We start from the raw sequence: 16,144 nt of genomic DNA, 5'->3' as shown, positions 1-16,144 counted from the left end.
CCAGTGTGAAAGTAGGTAATCGTCAGGCTTGTGTTACCCAGAAAGCCCCAGCTCCATGAGTTGGGGCTTTTTGCTTTCTGCACCCTCCCGCCAAATACGCCGCACGGCAGCCCGCCATAAGCAGGTCGCATTCACCATCCTCAAGATGAGCCCGCCACTGTTTGCAATGTGCTGGGCCAATGTGCGGTAAACTTCCCGCGACCATACCGATGCAAGACCATCGCAGCCGATCGGCTTCCCGTCAAGGAGAGGACTCATTGCCCCTCTGGCGATCCGCTGCTTCCCCTTACAATACGGAGAGTTTGCCAATGAGTCCCTTCAAGGCCTTTCAAATCGAGCAGGACGAAAGCGGAAAGATTTTCAGTCACATGACCAGGCTCACGTCCGAGCAACTTGATGACGGTGAAGTGACGATTCGCGTCCATTTTTCCAGCGTGAACTACAAGGATGCGCTCGCGGCGACAGGGAAAGGGAAGATCATTCGTCGCTTCCCTTGTGTCGGCGGCATTGACATGGCGGGCGAGGTAACGAGCAGCTCCGACCCACGCTTCCAACGCGGCGACAAAGTGATAGCGACGAGTTTCGACATCGGGGTTGCGCACCACGGCGGTTACGCCGAATTTGCACGCGTTCCGGCGCGCTGGATTGTTCCGCTGCCGAGCGGTCTTGATCTGCTCGAGGCAATGGCACTGGGAACTGCCGGATTCACTGCGGCGCTCGGTATTGTCCGCATGGAGGATAACGGTCTCGCGCCGGAGAACGGGCCGGTCGTCGTCACCGGTGCGACTGGCGGTGTCGGCGGCTTGGCCATCGATATGCTTGCTCAGCTAGGCTATCACGTCGTCGCCCTCACCGGCAAAGAGTCAGAGACAGAGTATCTGCACATGCTAGGGGCGGCCGAGGTGACACTTACCTCGACCATCGACTTCGGCAGGGTACGCCCGCTCGAAGCAGGGCTGTGGGCAGGCGCGGTGGACAACGTCGGCGGCCCTATTCTTCAATGGGTCCTGGCACACATGAAACAGGCCGGAACAGTTGCGAGTATCGGCAATGCTGCGAGCCACAAGCTGGAGACCACGGTGTTTCCGTTCATCTTGCGCGGTGTCAGCTTGCTGGGCATTGATTCCGGTTACATGGGATTTCCCACTCGGCAACGCGTCTGGGATCGGCTTGCGTCCGATCTTAAACCACGTCACCTGGCAGCAGTCACCCGTGTGATCGACTTTAATGACCTGCCTGGTTGCTTCGATGACTTTATCGAGGGGCGAGTAAAGGGACGGACGGTTGTCAAAATCGCGGCTTGAGCGATACAAACAGTCCACTCAAGGGTTGATGCCGATAAATATGTGTGCATCGGTTCCATGCGAGCATGACCTTGTTGTCAAAAACATCCAAGTAATGGACTCAAGAATGGGCCACTATCATGAGCACTCGTCATCGCGAGCAACATAAGCTCGGAACCGTCGGCTGGTTGCGTGCAGCTGTCCTTGGCGCCAATGACGGCATCGTGTCAACCTCCAGCCTGATTCTCGGGGTGGCTGCATCGCATGCCACGCACCAAGGTATTCTTGTTGCTGGTATTGCCAGCGTTGTCGCTGGGGCCATGTCCATGGCTACAGGAGAATACATTTCCGTACAGTCGCAGGCCGATACGGAGCAGGCTGCGCTTGCAAAGGAACGCGACGAGCTCGGCGAAAACCCCAAAGGGGAACACCAGGAGCTGACGAACATCTATATTGCGCGCGGTCTCGACGCAGCACTTGCAAAGCAGGTGGCGAGTCAATTGATGACCCATGACGCGCTAAGTGCACACGCCCGCGACGAACTCGGCATTACCGAAGCATTCAGTGCGAAACCTCTGCAGGCCGCAGTTGCTTCTGCCATGAGCTTTGCGGCCGGAGCCGTGCTTCCGCTATTGGTGGCAGCGTTCGCACCCTTGGAGCACTTGATTCTCTCTGTTGCGATCGCGTCCCTGATCTTTCTCGCATTTCTTGGCGGACTGGCGGCGCGGACAGGCGGCGCCAGCGTCCTCAGAGGGATCTTGCGGGTGACGTTCTGGAGCGTCGTGGCGATGGCGGCTACAGCCGCGATAGGCGCATTGTTTGGAACGGTAGTGTAGCTTGACCGAACACTGGCGAGGAGGAGTATTGACCGTATGAGCAGCTTCGATTCAGCAAATGAGTGGCGTTATAGCCGGGCCGCGGTCGTGTTGCACTGGCTTCTGGCAGTCCTGATTGCCAGCATGGCAGCCCTCGGCTGGTACATGATGAGTATCGAGGATGAACCGGCTGGCCCCTGGTATCTCAGTTTGCATAAAACGCTCGGTATCCTGGTTTTCGCCCTTGTCGTCGTTCGTGTCGCGTGGCGCGTGAATCACAAACCCGCGGAATTGCCGGCGAGCTTGCCGAGGTGGGAAGTGGCCACTGCCTCGATCACGCACTGGCTGTTATACGCCTGCATGATTCTGGTACCGGTTACGGGTCTTCTCGGCGCATCGTATAGCAAGAGTGGAGTGGTGTTCTTTGGAATCCAACTGCCAAGATGGATGGTGCCGAACCATGACACAGCTGAATTATTGTTCTCCATCCACGAAGCCTTGGTATGGATATTGGTTGTTCTGGTTGTTTTTCATGCAGTTGCGGCGCTGAAGCATTTGCTCGTCAACCGCGACCGGGTATTTCAGCGAATGTGGTTTTGAGGTCGCATGATCTTCGATCGCGGTAACGCGCACAGTTTTCGCATTCGCACCAAGCTTTTGGGCGTTTAATCTGCTATATGTTTTGTAAATATCTCATATTTCCACAATAAAGCGGACATATTTGATGCGCTGCGATAACATTCTTCCTGTCTCCTCCAACTCTCCTTGAATTGGATTAACCCGCAAGCGGAAACGCCTGCGGGTTTTTTTTCGCCGGCATCATTGCAGTACCCATACCTATGGGCAAGAAGCCGAGTCGCAGCCATTGGCCCGCAATCTCCAACATATACGCCGCGGCATTCTGGGCTCCATTCACTACTGTACTGAATATTCATTGCCGAAATTCCGTCTCGTAGGCGGATTTCCGGTTGTTAATTGACACATCTCTCAATACACTCTCGTGGTAAAAATATTTCAATGATTTCTGGCAATGCGAGAACATCGTTTTCGCGTTTACCGGATCAACTGGAGAAGCCTCATGGCAACCACGTATTTCCCCCGCTGGCGCCTGCGCGAGAGCACGGACGATGGCCAACGCCAGGTTATCGGTACGGACGAGCGGCTACCGTGGCCGCAAACCATCGCGATGGGGTTCCAGCATATTGTCGCCATGTTCGGCGCAACGGTGCTGGCGCCGCTGCTGATGGGTTTTGATCCGAATCTGGCGATTTTCATGTCGGGCGTCGGAACGTTGCTTTTTTTCGTGTTCGTCGGCGGTCGCGTGCCGAGTTATCTGGGTTCCAGTTTCGCATTCATCGGTTTGGTCATCCTTGTGTCGGGCTATAGCGGGCAGGGGCCTAACGCAAACATGGGGACCGCCCTCGGCGGCATCATCGCCTGCGGCGTGGTCTATGCGCTGATCGGCCTGCTGGTGATGGTAATCGGTACGGCCTGGATCGAAAAACTGATGCCGCCTGTGGTGACCGGCGCCGTGGTGGCAGTCATCGGTTTGAACCTGGCGCCGATCGCCGTGAAAGGGGTGTCGGGGAACAATTTCGATGCCTGGATGGCGCTCGTTACGATCTCCTGCGTCGGCGCGGTTGCAGTTTTCACCCGTGGCATGGCACAGCGTCTGCTGATCCTGATTGGTTTGCTGCTGTCCTATGCGATCTACTATTTTCTGGCCAACGTTGGCGGGTTTGGCAAACCAATCGATTTCGGCGTCATCGCCAACGCAGCATGGTTTGGCGTGCCGCATTTCGTCACGCCGGTCTTCAAGGCTGATGCGATGGCCTTGCTGGCGCCGGTGGCGATCATTCTGGTCGCCGAGAACCTGGGGCATATCAAGGCGGTCAGCGCCATGACCGGACAAAACCTCGATCGCTACATGGGACGGGCGTTTGTCGGCGACGGCGTGGCCACAATTCTGTCTGGCAGCGTCGGCGGTACCGGTGTCACCACCTACGCGGAAAACATCGGCGTCATGGCCGCGACAAAGATCTATTCCACGCTGATTTTCGTTGTCGCTGCGCTGATTGCGCTGCTACTCGGCTTTTCGCCCAAGTTCGGCGCGATCATCCAGACTATTCCGGGCGCAGTGCTGGGCGGCGTCTCTATCGTGGTCTTCGGCCTTATCACAGTTGCGGGCGCGCGCATATGGGTTGAAAACAAGGTTGATTTTTCAGATAACCGCAACCTGATTGTCGCAGCGGTGACGCTGGTACTCGGTGCCGGCGATTTCACCTTGAAACTTGGGCAGTTCGCGCTTGGAGGAATCGGAACGGCGACGTTCGGCGCCATCATTCTTTATGCAGCTCTGTCGTTACGCGAAAGCCGCAAGAACTGATTGTTGAGAATTGTAGAGCACGAAAATGTGCCAGGCTGCTCGACCGCATGGAAGAATCGAGAGACAAAGCGACGGCGTTCAGGAGCCGCCTCTAAACACAGAGTCAAAAGTAAAAGGCCCGCTTCGGCGGGCCGTTTTTTTTTGCACAGGTGTTACCTGTGTGTTCGCATCGAACGCACACGTGAGGTCACATCAAGAGCGTCACCACCACGGATTTTCTTCTGCCTCCGCCCTTAATTCTTTTGCTGTTTCCAACTTTCGTCTCTGCTCAATTCGCTTTTGGATGACCGCCGAATACTGCTCGGTGGTCATCGGCCGTGCCGTCATCAGCGCTTTCAGTGATGCCCCGTTTTCGTAATCCCTGTATTTCGAGTTAAATCCGCGCAAGGTCTTCCTCCGTGGTTACGCAAAAACTTGTAATTGCTAGGCTAGCAGAACGCAGAGAGTGCACACAAGAAATTCTCATGTGCGTTTGCACATCTACACATCCGGTGCGCTGGCGTCGTGCACTCAGTGAGTCTCAAAGCCACGACAAAGATGGAACAATTGCGACGGAGTATGGCAGGTTGCGTGGTTTCCTGCATGCTCCAGCCGGTCGTAACGTGAATCTACTTGACCACTCTTACCTATGTTCTACACTGAACTCGTCGGCAACTCATTTCAGGAGGGTATATACGATTCACTAGATTATTGCCATCCACTTGCTGGAACCGTCCGCACGCATAGCGCGGCTTAGTAAGATGCCATTTCTTACTTTCAGTACCTAATTAAGAAGCGAAATCGTTGGCGCAATGCCATCGGTTTCAGAGACTGGCCCCGTTGGGCCAGTTGTCATTTTGGCGTGTCGAACGGATGCAGCGATGCGTATTGGAAGCACTGTTCAGCAGTGGTTACGGCGACAACAACGCCGATTCATTCAGCGGTGACTTCGGTGCATGGCGCGATAATTTGAGGACTTTATCGCTCATCGGGAACGAATAATATTCAGCCAGATCAACTGCGCCAACAATCCGAGGTTGCAGATCTGACGGATCCCTCGCTACTATTTCGCTGCGATTCGCCTTCGAATGAATATTTTTCGGATTTCACAGCATGGTAGGAAAAGCAGTCATGAAAACGACGATCACCAGTTTGTTGCTGACGGCAGCAGTTTGGTCCGGCATCGGGTATGCCGCTGAGGAGCTGCCGGTAATACGCGAGGGTGACGTCCAGCAGGGTCTGGAATCCATCGTCTCGAGCTGCGAAAAGAAACAACTTCCGGCGGAACAGGAGATCGAGTGCATAGAGCAAGGTTATTTGCAGTTCATGGGAGAGACCGCGCAGGGTGGCTCATAGATTCTTGACGAATTGTCCATCTGGCGTATCCGAAATCGTTGTTGGTCTCGATAACATGACAGCGGCGCGTGCGTTGTTCCAGCAATGAAGCAGGGTCACTTTCCGATTTTCGGCTCGGGGCATGTGCAATGCCGGCTGCTGTAGTTGCCGTTTGCATTTGGTCGTTGAACGGTCAATGCCCGCGATAGTCGCGAAGGGTATGCATGCGAAAGGCATTGACCACAGCCGCAGTAGCGAGCACGCAGCCGCAAATCAGCACGGCGCGCGATGCGTCAAAGGCATGTGTCAACGCCCCGGCAATCAGGCCTGAAGCAGCAGGGATCACCTGCGAAATGATTGTGTACATGCTTAACACGCGGCCGCGTACGCTCTCTTCGACGTTTTCCTGGATCCCGGTCACGATGAGGCTGATCGCGATGCCGCCCAGCATACCGACGCAAGCGAGAAGACCGAACGCAATGACCGGCGAATGCGCGAGGCCCATGGCCGCGAACAGTGCCCCGGACAACCCGGATGCGGCGAATATGATCTTTCCATGCGGCAGACGCCTTGCGACGAATAAGCAAAGCAGTCCGCCGACAATCAGTGCCGGGGCCAGCGTGCCAAGGAATGCTCCGCGTCCCAGTTCGGTCAATCCGAGCGAGGTTCGCGCCAGTCTCGGCAGAATTACCTGCATCGGCCCCATCAGCATGTAGCCGAACATCGCGGTAACAAGAAGCTGCGCCAGGAGCGGATTGGACCGTGCCGCGCGCAATCCGATAATCACTTCCTTGCGGACTGGAAGATGCGGCTTGTGCGTTGCTTGCGTCCTGACCTTGAGCAGCAGGGCGGATCCAATGACGAAAAGCGCTGCTGCGAAGAGAAACACCCCTTGCCAGCCGGCGCGCAGACGGCAGACTGAAATTGCGATTGGTCCCAGGCCGAAGCCAAGCATGACCAGCAAATTGAAAACCAGAGATGCGCGGCGCAAGGCTTCGCTTCCGACAATCTGGCCCAGCGCGGTCATGCGCGCTGGCGCAACAAAGGACCAGCCGATTCCGGCCAACAGGGCAGACATCAGTATGAAAGGTATGCGCGCGGATACTTCGCTGATGAAGCGATCGGCGACCGCCATCGTCAGTGCGGCAAGAACGAACAGCCCTTGTGCGATATGGATGATGCGATCGGGCGCGTGACGGTCGCACAGCACGCCGGCATACCAGCCAAGCAGCAGTGGTGGTCCAAAGCAAAGGCCGAAACCTACGCCGGCAAGCAGATCGGAACGCAAGACTTCCTGCGAGTAGATGATGACCGAATAGTTGATGATGTGGCCGGCGGTAAACGCCAGCAGACAGGACAGGAAAAATTCCCAGTGACTGCGCATCATCAGGTATTCCCTTTATTGGGCGAAGAGATCATTTCTGTTCAATGCGCAACAGGGTCGGCTGGCCGCCTTCGATATGCCAGCTTGGGAAATTGGAATTGGAGGTGTAGACGGTCCCATCCTCGGCAATCTCGATGTCTCGCGTAAATGTTGTTCGCCGAGGCAGCGGAACCGTACGCCAGGTTTGCGACTTGATGTGGAAGGCGAATAGTGCGTCGGACTGGTTTCCATTGACCCATACGATGCCGCGCTTCTTGTCGACGTTCAGTGAATAGGGTGTCTCGCTTCCCTTTGGCTCGACGGGGAGATCGAACAGCGAGAACTTGCCGTCAGCCGGCGAATAGCGGGCGATTTTCGATTCGGCGAAGGCGACGATCCACACATTGCCTTCTGCGTCGATGCGCAAGCGGCGTGGTCCTATGAATGGCGTCGGAATCATCGTGATTCGCCCCGTCGCAGGATCGATCTTCCCGATTTCCTGCGTGTGCAGGCGTGCGAACCACACGGTGCCGTCCGGTGCAATGTCAATCCCATAGGGAAGCGGCGTACCCGTTGCGGCCCAGTCGACGGGCATCCAGTTCGACACCGGCAGTCCCCAGTTCATGAGTTGGAACAGCTTGTCGATCGACGACACGGTCAGCCGCTCTTTCAGACCTCTGGCCGGCAAATCGAACAAGGTGAATTTCTGCGTGAAGCGATCGAATTTCGCAATCTGATTGGACAAGGCGAGTGTGAACCAGACATTGTCATTTGCGTCGATACGAATCGTGTGCGGATAGAATCCAGCGCCGATCTCGTGCAAGAGAAATGTCTCGCTTGCCGGGTCGAACTCGACCAGCCGGCGCTGCGCTGACGGCGTAATGAAGATATGCCCGTCACGCTTCGACTCGGCAAGCGAGTGCGCGTTGGAAGTGCTGTCATGGCTCGGAAAACCTTTCAGGCGACCGACGATGAGGCCACCGGGCTTGTCGCCCGGCTTGTGCGGGATCTTGTAGACCGTCACGGCATTCGTCACCGGATCGACTTTATAGAGTCGGTCCTGAATATTGTCCGCAACGTAGATCATCTTGTTCGCGGCAATCAGCATGTCGTGGGTCTGGGACATCGCATTGCCAAGCGGCCATTCCGTGATAACCGTCTTGTCGAGTTCCGAATCCCATGCAATTCCACCCTTCACCAGACCGGGATTCTCGCGCAGCTTTCGGTAACCGGCCGAGAGTTTGTCCGGCAATGATTTCTGCAGGTCTGTCGGCAGCCTTGATCCATATCGAATCATGCGGCCAATGACCTCATGCCAATCCTCCGGCGAGCGCTCGGCCCGTGTAAACGCATTCCCCTGTTGATGACAAAAGCCGCATTGCATCTGGAAGTGCTTCTTCGCGTTGGCATCCCCGATATCAAGTGCGCCAAGCCACGCGTTGGCCGGCTTCGATTCTGCAATTTTGACGGGATCCGTTTCCTTATCCACTGTGAGTAGAACGCTCTTTTGATCCGGAAGAATGCGGACGACCACGTCTTTGTAACCTGGTTTCCGAATCCGGTAATTCATCTCCACCGTCACATCCGGCATCCGGACCGTGCCGGCGGGACTTGTGAAGGCCGTCGTTTCTATTTCCACCATCCTGGGCTTGCCCGGCTGCTGATAGCCGTTGTCGGAAACATCTCTTGGGGCGGGATTTGCCACAGTTTGCGTCACCATGGCAGAGCCAAGTGGCACCCCGGAGGAATCTGTGACGGAGATGACGACTGCCTGCGACGCGGTCGCAATGGAGCTGCAAAGAGCCAGTGCAAATAAGCGATACGATCGGGAGCTCATGGGACGTTATTGATGGATTGTTGGGGTAAACCGTTCGAGGTGACGCGGCGTTTCATCTGGCGCGCGAAAGTGGCCGGTGCAAGGCGGCTGATCCACCAGGCTGCATTGGCGAGCAAGCCTGGCAGGTGCAATTGCCGGCGTCGGCGTGCGGCGTGGTATATCCGGTCGGCCATATCGGCAGCACTCATCTCGCCGCCGACGGCATTGCGGGGAAGTGTGGCGGGGCCGCCATCGCCGCCGAGTGCGGCGCGTTCGATGCCGGTTGCAACAAAGCTGGGGCAGATGATGGAGATATCGACTCCGTCGTCTTCCACTTCACTCCGCAAGCTGTCGAAGAAACCGTGCAGCGCGTGCTTGCTTGCGCTATAGCCGGTCCGCCCGAACAATGGGGAAAAACCGGCAATGCTCGAAATGACCACGACCTGTCCGCGCCGCTCGCAAATCGACGAGAGTGCCGCTTGCGTGCAATGCACGGCACCGAAGAAATTCACATCCATCACTCGCCGAAGCACGGAGATGCTGGTGTCGCGCAGCAGACTGCGGTGAGCAATGCCGGCGTTGTTGATCAGAACGTCAATACCGCCGAACGTGTCGATGACCGCCTGCATCGCGTGATTGCAGGCAGCCGGATCGGTGACGTCGCATTGCATGTCGATCACCTTCATTAATCCGGATGCGCGTAAGCGGTTGGCCGCGGCTCTCGCTGCCACCCCATCCACATCGACGAGGGCCACATTGGCGCCAGCCGCGGCAAATCTCTCGCACAGCGCATGCCCCAGTCCGCCGGCCGCGCCGGTGACGACGACATTCTTCCCGGAGTAGTCGATTGTTTCCATGTCACTCCTTGCGCATCGTGCGCGACTGCAGCCAGTAGTCAAATACCGCTGCCGAGGTTTTTTCTGGCGAATAGCCGAATTCCTCTTTGAGGCGGCGATTATCAAGTACGGGGCGATAGCGCAGGAAATTGACCTGTTCGGGGCCATACTGGGTCAGCCGGAAGACCTTCAGAACGCGTAGTGCCGATGCAATCGCCCATGCAGGCAATGACATGAGGGGCTTCCCAAGCCGGGCGGCAAGCGCATGGATGGACAGGGCGCCGTCACCGGCCAGGTTGAAGATGCCGCCTTTGCCGCTGTCGATCGCGTGGAGGATCGCGCCGACCACATCCTGGTCCCAAATGAATACGAAGGGGCTGTCCGATCCGCGCACGCCGATCAGGCGCGGTTTTTCAAACAAGTCGGTGATCTGGTTCCGGACGGTATCGCCCAGAATGGTGCCGATGCGGAAGATGGTTTGCTTCAATTCGGGGTGCTGCTGGCGATACTCACTGAGCATTTCTTCGACCAGGCGCTTGTGCCAGGAATAGGCAAATTCCCGGTTTCCCCGGAGTGGATCGGTCTCGGACAACCAGGCAGGATTGTCGGCGTGGTAACCGTAGGCGGCGCCGCTTGAAGAGATGACGATGTGGCCAACACGGGCGGCCACGCAAGCGTCCAGCACGTTTGCCGTTCCCTCGACATCCACGCTGTATTCAAAAGCGCGATCGCTTTTTTTGCCGGGCGTGACGATGGAAGCAAGATGGACCACCGTGTCTACCTGATGTTCTCGGAAGATGGTCGCCAATTCAGGGGCGCGGACATCAGCCTTCAAATAGATCACGCCCGGCCGTTGTTCCGTCCTTGGCGTGTCTCGAATGTCGGTTGCGACGATGGTGAGAGACTTCCCGGCAATCCATCTTGCGGAAAGCGCGTCGATCAGTTGTCGGCCGATGTATCCACCGGCGCCGGTCACCAGGATGGAATTGGCCGTCATGCACGCACCTTTGCGGCTTGTACCGGCTTTTTCATCCAGTATGTCGACAAAGCCATACCGGCAAAAATATGCCAGATGCCCCACCAGGCGGTGACGATGGCCATGCCGCCGAGACCGCCGAAAAAGTTGAAGATGAGGACCAGGCCGAGGCCGGAATTCTGTATGCCGGTTTCGAAGGCGACCGCGCGGCAGTCCCGCTCGGCAAGGCCGAATAGCTTTCCGAACCCATAGCCGCTGCTCAGCGCGCAGGCGTTGTGGATGAACACGATGCCCACCACCATGGGGCCATAGGCGAGGAAAAACTTCCAGTTGGCCAGCAGCGCTCCCGACACGAACACCGCGAACACGCCAAGGGAAAAGACACGCATCGGTTTGAGCAGCCGTGCCGCCATTGTTGGAAAGCGATGCGAAATGATCAGTCCCAGCACCAGCGGAACACCCAGCAACAGGCCAACCTCAAGCAGCATCGACCAGGGGTCAAGGGAAAAATCGCGCAAGATGGCTCGCATGCCTGCATGCTGGTTAGCCCAGAATGCGACATTGATCGGCATCATGAACACGGCGCCCACCGTCGACAGGGTGCTGATCGATACCGACAAAGCGGCATTGCCTCCGGCTCGATACGTAAAGAAATTCGAAATATGACCAGCCGGGCAGGATGAAACGAGCAGCATGCCGAGTGCGATGGAGGGTAGCGGATCGAGCGCCAGTATCAACAGATAGGTGGCGGCAGGGAACAGAATGTGATGCCCAAACAGTCCGATCGCGAGTGCCTTCGGCGTGCGGAAGGCCTGTTTGAAATCCGACAGCTTCAGGTCCAGCGCCACGCCGAACATGACGAGTGCCAGAACGAAATTCAGTGCCAGCAAGGACTGTGGATTGAAATTGAGATGCACTTGATCAATGTGCATCATCGCTGAGCGTCCTTATCAGCGCGCATGGTATGTCTCCTCGTTTTTATCGGTTTGTGAAGCGATTTTGCTGCAAATCTGTCGAGGCCGACAGGTTGTAGATGGCCAAAACCTGTGCGCGGCGGACATTCGTCATGAGCAGCCGCGCGAGAAATGCGAGGGGGTGTGCAAAACGGACACGCATGCTAGACTCGGCCTAAAACCGCGCAACCGTATTACCGGACGCAAATAGAAGAGGGAAGAGGGACAGATCGAAATGGAGCAGTCGTTTCCCGGCAGAGACGACCGGATCGAGCCGCCGCACAAGATCGCCGTTCTGGTCGACATTCTGGGCGAGGAGAGCGTCAAGCCTGAAGACGTCCTTGCGGGCAGCGGCATTGACCCGCTGCAGGTCCGTGCGCCCGAAACGCGCATTTCTGCGCGCCAGCTTCTGGCCGTTTGCCGCAATGCGCTCCGTCTCTCAAGGGATCCGGGCGTTGCGATCAAGGCGGGGAAGAGGATCCACGTCACCCATTTCGGCCTGTACGGCTACGCTCTCCTGAGCAGTCCCACGCCGCGGGACGCCATCGACTTTGCGCTCAAGTACCGGCCTCTCGCCGCCCCGCTCGTCGGATTGCGCTTCACGGAAGACGCCGGCGCTGCCGTCTGGGAATTGTCGGATGCGCTTTCGCTCGGCACGGACAGTGCACTGTTTCGATTCGTGCTTGAATTTCAGCTTGGCACTCTGTTGTCCTTGCATAGCGATATTTTGGGGCGGCCGGTGAACCCGGTCGAGATACGCACTGTCTATCCGGCGCCGCCGAATGCAGCAGAGTATGAAGTCTTGTTAAGATGTCCGGTCCGATTCGCGCAGCCGCGCAATGAGCTGCGCTTCAGTCAAGATTGGCTGGAGCAGAAGCTGGCTTTCGCCAACCCGATTACCGCCGCACTGGTGCGCGAAACCTGTGATCAATTGCTCACGGAACTGAAGGCTTCATCCGGCTTGGCCGGCACGGTTTTTAACCTGCTGATGGAGCGGCCGGGGCATTTTCCGGATGTCGAGGCAGTCGCCGGGCAACTGCACATGACGTCTCGCACGCTGCGCAGAAAATTGCAGGCGCAGGATACTTCATATCAAAGCATCCTCACCGATGTGCGCAAGCAGCTCGCGATCGATTACTTGCGCAAGACCCGAATGAGCACGGATGATATCGCGGTATCTCTCGGGTTCAGCGACGCTGCCAACTTTCGCCACGCATTCAAGAAGTGGACCGGAAGGACACCCGGTGAATTTCGGTCGGGCATTCCCTGATCAGCCAAGGCTTGCTTGAGGAAAAGTTTGTTTTTGCCAGAAGGAATCATTGGCGGACTGCCAATTCACCCGGTCCGTAGTGCAGGAGCAAAAAAGGCAGAGCAGTCGAATTCCGCAAATCTTCGGCTGTCCATGAATGGTAAAGTTCGACCGGCTGGCCGGAGTGCCATGATTCAATATTCGGTAAATGATGATACGAGGGGTCGCATGAAGTTCAAACTGCTTTTCACAGCACTGGTTTTTGGCGTAGCGCTCAACGCCGCCGCCTTGCAACCGGCCACCACGCCGATGCTGGCGCCATCGCAGACACAGGTTCAGACGGCGCAGATCACCGCACAGCTTCTCAAGCGCTTCCCTTATCAACCCGCCCAGCTCGACGCGGCCATGTCGGAGCGCATTTTTCAGCACTATTTCAAAGCGCTGGATCCGGGAAAATACTTCTTCCTGCAAGCAGACATCGATCGCTTTGCCGATGTACGTCCCAAGCTTGGAGAAGAAGTCGAGCACGGTGACTTGCGTGCCGCCTTTGACATTTTTAACCTGTACGAGCGACGCGTCACGGAACGTATGGCAGATGCGCGCGACTTGCTGAAAAAAGGCTTTGATTTCACAAAGCACGAGAGCTTCCAGTTCGACCGCGACAAGGCGCAGTTTCCGCAGAGCGATGAGGAAGTGCATGAACTATGGCGCAAGCGCGTCAAGAACGACTGGCTGCAACTGAAGCTCACCGGCAAGAAGAACGCAACAATCCGTGCGACGCTCGACAAGCGCTACGGCAGTCTCGCGTCGCGCGTCTCCAAATACAAGAGCGAGGATGTATTCCAGGTATTCCTGGATGCGTTTGCGACGGCAGTCGATCCGCATACCGATTACTTCGGCGTGGCGGCGTCTTCCAACTTCGACATTGCCATGAAACTGTCGCTGTTGGGTATTGGCGCCGTGCTTCAGGAAAAGGACGAATACACGACGATCCGTGAATTGGTGCCTGGCGGACCCGCGGCGCTGTCGGGCAAGCTGCAGGCCGGCGATCGCATTGTCGGCGTGGGGCAGGAGAAGGGCGGCGCAATCGTCGACATCGTCGGTACCCGTCTGGATGAAGTGGTGGACTTGATTCGCGGCCCCAAGGGTTCCACGGTGCGCCTGGACGTGCTTCCCGCCAATGCCGGTCCTGACGGCAAGCACAAGCTGATCACCCTGGTGCGTAACAAGATCAGCCTGGAACAGCAGGCAGCCAGGAAATCCGTTATTGAAGTTAACGAGGGAGGTATCACCCGTCGCGTCGGCGTCATATCGCTGCCAGGCTTTTATCAGGACTTCGAGGCCAGGCATAAAGGCGACAAGGACTTCAGAAGCACGACACGCGACGTCAAACGCCTGGTGGAAGAGCTCAAGCAAGAGAATGTCGATGCGCTGTTGATCGACCTGCGGAACAATGGCGGTGGCGCGCTCGATGAAGCGGTGGCCTTGACCGGCGTATTTACCGGCGCGGGGCCGGTACTGCAGGAACGCAATGCGCAGGGCCAGGTGAAAGTCGACAATAGCGATGCGCCAAAGCCCGTCTGGGATGGCCCGCTTGGTGTTTTGGTCAACCGCGGCTCTGCGTCCGCATCCGAAATATTTGCTGCTGCGATCCAGGACTACGGCCGAGGCATCATCATCGGCGAACAAAGCTTCGGCAAGGGCACAGTCCAATCGATCGTCAGTCTTGATCAACTGGCCCAGCACCAGAAGCCGGAGTTCGGTGAACTGAAAATGACCATCGCACAGTTTTTCCGGATTAACGGCGGAACGACACAATTGCGTGGTGTAACGCCGGACGTCGGTTTCCCGCCGATCTCCGATACGGAACACATTGGCGAATCCAGTTACGACAATGCGCTGCCCTGGACGCAAATCGAGCCTGCCGGCTACAAACCTTTGGGTGACGTCTCGAGCATCCTTTCGCAGCTGAAAAACCGCCATGCATCACGCGTCGCCAAAGACAAGGATTTCCAGTACCTCCTGGAAGATATCAATGAACTCAGAGCGATGCGCGCGAAGGCTTTGGTCTCTCTCAATGAGGCCGAGCGTGCGGAGGAACGCAGCAAGCGCGCCGCCCAGCTCAAATTACGCGAGGCGAATAGTGGCGCCGGTCGCGACGGCGGAAAGGCTGCGCTCAAGGGCGACGCGGCCGCCGTGAAGCCGAGCAAACAGCTCGATACGAGATCGTTGGACGAGCGCGATCCCGACGATGAATCGGTGGCTGGCGAATCGCAGAAGAACGCGAAGGACATCTGGTTGATCGAGGCGGCACATATTGTCTCGGACACGGCGCTACTGCAAGCCGGCACCACGGCCCGTGCTGGCGGGTCGAGCGCGACTCTTCGATAGTCCGGCGTAGTGGTGGGATTCCACATTCACTTGCTCGCGCATCAGTCTGAAGATGCTGATACGCGAGCAAGTCTTCATGTCGCGGCACCGATTTCCGTCGCGTCCGTATGTTCGCATAATTTGTATTATGTCAAATTCGGTGCTGACAGAAAACCCGGCCTGTACTGGCCTCGAACGTCCGTTGAAGCGAATAGAGCGTTTGCATAATTCTCACTCGTTTTCTCGCACAATTTTCGCAAATTTCGTGATGCGAAAATATTTCGGATTCTGTGAGAGTTGTGCAATTTTGTAGCGAGTTTGAATCGCAGCTTCTGCGATATTTGTGCAACCAATCTCTTAGTCGGGTGCTGGGAAACGCGACTTCTACTTCGTTGTGGGAACAATTTCCCCCCCACTTCTATTTTCCCCACAACTTTCGATGGCAAGTGCTCATGGAAGCTGGCGTTGCATACTATCTACGTCGATAAATGTCTGGTCTAGCCAGTGACGGCTCTATGCCGGAATCATTGCACCAGAAAATACGGCCATCTTCCAAAATGAAATGGGCCTTACAGCCTTGGTTCCGCCAAACTGAAGGCTTGAGAGTGACGCGCCCTGCAGAATTTGCTTGAACAGACCAACGTGGATTGTGGGGTGCGCGAAGCGGCAAGGATATAACGTCGCCGCAACCATCTGGGCAACGAAAAAGCGCCCAATAAAGATTGTCGTTATGAGCAACAACGTAGAAGCGTCCAGGCTCCACGCCTTCGTTAGGAAGTACCT

At 56.7% G+C, this 16,144-nt stretch carries 13 protein-coding genes; 7 read left to right on the top strand and 6 right to left on the bottom strand.

The features are described 5' to 3' along the window. The first annotated feature begins 308 nt into the window (after positions 1–308). From E6W33_RS26400 to E6W33_RS26385, 4 genes are all read left to right on the top strand, one after another. Positions 309–1,304 (top strand): oxidoreductase, encoded by a 996-nt coding sequence (locus E6W33_RS26400; RefSeq protein WP_136420369.1) that lies wholly within the window; start codon positions 309–311, stop codon positions 1,302–1,304. A gap of 119 nt (positions 1,305–1,423) precedes the next feature. Beyond that, positions 1,424–2,119, top strand: a complete 696-nt coding sequence (locus E6W33_RS26395; RefSeq protein WP_136420368.1) for a VIT family protein — start codon at positions 1,424–1,426, stop codon at positions 2,117–2,119. A 36-nt stretch (positions 2,120–2,155) separates the two neighbouring features. Continuing rightward, on the top strand, positions 2,156–2,698 hold the full coding sequence (locus tag E6W33_RS26390; RefSeq protein ID WP_136420367.1) for a cytochrome b: 543 nt from the start codon (positions 2,156–2,158) through the stop codon (positions 2,696–2,698). A 478-nt stretch (positions 2,699–3,176) separates the two neighbouring features. Further along, complete coding sequence (locus tag E6W33_RS26385; protein WP_136420366.1) at positions 3,177–4,484, top strand: solute carrier family 23 protein; 1,308 nt, start codon at positions 3,177–3,179, stop codon at positions 4,482–4,484. A 201-nt stretch (positions 4,485–4,685) separates the two neighbouring features. Here E6W33_RS26385 and E6W33_RS26380 read toward each other — a convergent pair whose 3' ends face one another. Then, positions 4,686–4,871 (bottom strand): hypothetical protein, encoded by a 186-nt coding sequence (locus E6W33_RS26380; RefSeq protein WP_136420365.1) that lies wholly within the window; start codon positions 4,869–4,871, stop codon positions 4,686–4,688. Positions 4,872–5,594: 723 nt separating this feature from the next. On the opposite strand from E6W33_RS26380, the gene E6W33_RS26375 reads away from it, so the two are divergent. After that, a complete protein-coding gene (locus E6W33_RS26375; RefSeq protein WP_136420364.1) occupies positions 5,595–5,819 on the top strand; it encodes a hypothetical protein in 225 nt (74 codons plus the stop codon). 172 nt (positions 5,820–5,991) lie between these two features. Here the strand turns inward: E6W33_RS26375 and E6W33_RS26370 are convergent, their stop codons facing one another. The 5 genes from E6W33_RS26370 to E6W33_RS26350 all read right to left on the bottom strand — a co-directional run bounded on the left by E6W33_RS26370 (position 5,992) and on the right by E6W33_RS26350 (position 11,724). Continuing rightward, positions 5,992–7,185: an MFS transporter gene (locus E6W33_RS26370; RefSeq protein ID WP_136420363.1), complete on the bottom strand. Its 1,194-nt coding sequence runs from the start codon at positions 7,183–7,185 to the stop codon at positions 5,992–5,994. Positions 7,186–7,213: 28 nt separating this feature from the next. After that, positions 7,214–8,881 (bottom strand): hypothetical protein, encoded by a 1,668-nt coding sequence (locus E6W33_RS26365; RefSeq protein WP_211097437.1) that lies wholly within the window; start codon positions 8,879–8,881, stop codon positions 7,214–7,216. Positions 8,882–8,994: 113 nt separating this feature from the next. Continuing rightward, positions 8,995–9,834 (bottom strand): SDR family oxidoreductase, encoded by an 840-nt coding sequence (locus tag E6W33_RS26360; RefSeq protein WP_136420362.1) that lies wholly within the window; start codon positions 9,832–9,834, stop codon positions 8,995–8,997. A 1-nt stretch (position 9,835) separates the two neighbouring features. After that, on the bottom strand, positions 9,836–10,810 hold the full coding sequence (locus E6W33_RS26355) for an SDR family oxidoreductase (protein ID WP_136420361.1): 975 nt from the start codon (positions 10,808–10,810) through the stop codon (positions 9,836–9,838). Continuing rightward, on the bottom strand, positions 10,807–11,724 hold the full coding sequence (locus E6W33_RS26350; RefSeq protein ID WP_136420360.1) for a bile acid:sodium symporter family protein: 918 nt from the start codon (positions 11,722–11,724) through the stop codon (positions 10,807–10,809). Before E6W33_RS26350 ends, E6W33_RS26355 begins: the two co-directional genes overlap by 4 nt. 253 nt (positions 11,725–11,977) lie before the next feature. On the opposite strand from E6W33_RS26350, the gene E6W33_RS26345 reads away from it, so the two are divergent. Together E6W33_RS26345 and E6W33_RS26340 are read left to right on the top strand one after the other, a co-directional pair. Then, positions 11,978–13,012 (top strand): AraC family transcriptional regulator, encoded by a 1,035-nt coding sequence (locus E6W33_RS26345; protein ID WP_136420359.1) that lies wholly within the window; start codon positions 11,978–11,980, stop codon positions 13,010–13,012. Between the two features lie 207 nt (positions 13,013–13,219). After that, the gene (locus E6W33_RS26340; protein ID WP_136420358.1) at positions 13,220–15,382 is read left to right on the top strand and encodes a carboxy terminal-processing peptidase; all 2,163 of its coding nucleotides are present in this window, start codon (positions 13,220–13,222) and stop codon (positions 15,380–15,382) included. Positions 15,383–16,144 lie beyond the last annotated feature (762 nt).

This window comes from Herbaspirillum sp. ST 5-3 (assembly GCF_004804275.1).
Classification (GTDB): domain Bacteria; phylum Pseudomonadota; class Gammaproteobacteria; order Burkholderiales; family Burkholderiaceae_D; genus Noviherbaspirillum.
This window is presented reverse-complemented; position numbering and strand designations above follow the sequence as displayed.